This window comes from Rhizobium sp. BR 317, assembly GCF_047445835.1.
In the GTDB taxonomy this organism is placed as follows: Bacteria; Pseudomonadota; Alphaproteobacteria; order Rhizobiales; family Rhizobiaceae; genus Rhizobium; species Rhizobium paranaense.
Window position 1 is genome coordinate 1 of sequence record NZ_JARWLB010000146.1, and the last position, 1,151, is coordinate 1,151.

At 58.8% G+C, this 1,151-nt stretch carries 2 protein-coding genes and 1 pseudogene; all 3 read right to left on the minus strand.

What is annotated here, in order from left to right; genetic code table 11:
• Positions 1-325, minus strand: a pseudogene (locus tag QD357_RS32400) (conjugal transfer protein TrbL); the annotation flags it as partial.
• Positions 319-519: an entry exclusion protein TrbK gene (gene trbK, locus QD357_RS32405; protein WP_414126096.1), complete on the minus strand. Its 201-nt coding sequence runs from the start codon at positions 517-519 to the stop codon at positions 319-321. The gene trbK and the pseudogene QD357_RS32400, both read right to left, overlap by 7 nt.
• The coding region (gene trbJ / locus QD357_RS32410; protein WP_414126098.1) for a P-type conjugative transfer protein TrbJ at positions 516-1,151 on the minus strand (636 nt) is incomplete at its 5' end. The genes trbJ and trbK, both read right to left, overlap by 4 nt.

Below are 1,151 nucleotides of genomic sequence, written 5' to 3' on the forward strand. Positions count from 1 at the left end.
GCGCAAAGGTCGGCCCTTGAGTGAGAACGAAGGCGAAGAAGCCAATGAACATGATCCGCCGAACAAGCTCCGCGAACCAGCTATCGAGCGATGCAGCCTGAAGCGCCAGCCAGACGGCGGCAATGCCCACCTCAATGGTCGCCAGGATCCAGAAAAGAGATTTTGCAGCATCCATGATGGTGGTTTCCCACCCCTTCGCGGCGGTCGAKACCTGATTTTCCAGTTCGGTCAGGACTTGTCCMTGTTGGGCGAAGGCTGGCGCTGCAAAGACGAGGCAAAGGAAGCCTGCGATCAGGAGTGACCGTTCAAGATTAGATCTCACCATCTTKGACGCATCTCCTGGCCATCCTTGATCCGCGGCAGTTCTTTGTTCGAGCCGAAGAATTTCTCCCTGACGGCGCGTCGTTCTTCAGTGAGCGGGGGCTTCGTGGTGTCTCTGGATTTGACGATCAGCACCGTCGCCGCAGATGAAACAGCGGCAACAACCACAAGGAGGGCGATGACGACGGCGCGGTTCACCAGCGGGGCTCCATCTTCTGACCTGCCGGGATGGTCTTGACTTCGGCATTGAAGAACTTTTCTCGCCGGGCCTGCGCGAGGTCCTTGTCGGTMTGCTCGGTCTGAAGCCAAGTACCCATCATGGTCATCTGCTGAGAGACGAGACCGCGAAGTTTCTGCATCTGCGCCACCTGTTGCGCCGCGATCTCGTGYCCKACCTGCAGGGCCTTCATCTGCCCATCGGCCGTCTCGGACATMKACCGAAGCGAGGACATCGTGCCTTCCTCGCTGTCGAACTGGTCGGCCGTCAGGCTCGCGGCCTTCAGTGTGCTGGCGATCGTGTCCCGATTGGTATCCGACCACGTCTGGTAGCTCGAGGAGAAGCTCTCGGCGTTCGGGAGGTTGGTCCGGAGGCTTGAATAGCTCTGGAAGCGCCKCTGCAGCACGTMGTCTGCATTGCCCATCGAAAACGAAATGCTCTGGCCCTGGTMGACGATGCTGCGCAACTGATTGAGATCGCTTTCKACCTGCCCCCACATATGCGACGGAAGGGTCGCCGTGTTCTGCAGCAGGTTCTGGTAGATGTTGAGCTGCGTTTCGATCTGTTGCGCGAGCTGGCTGATCTGGGTGAGCTGGTTCTGGATTTGCTCGCC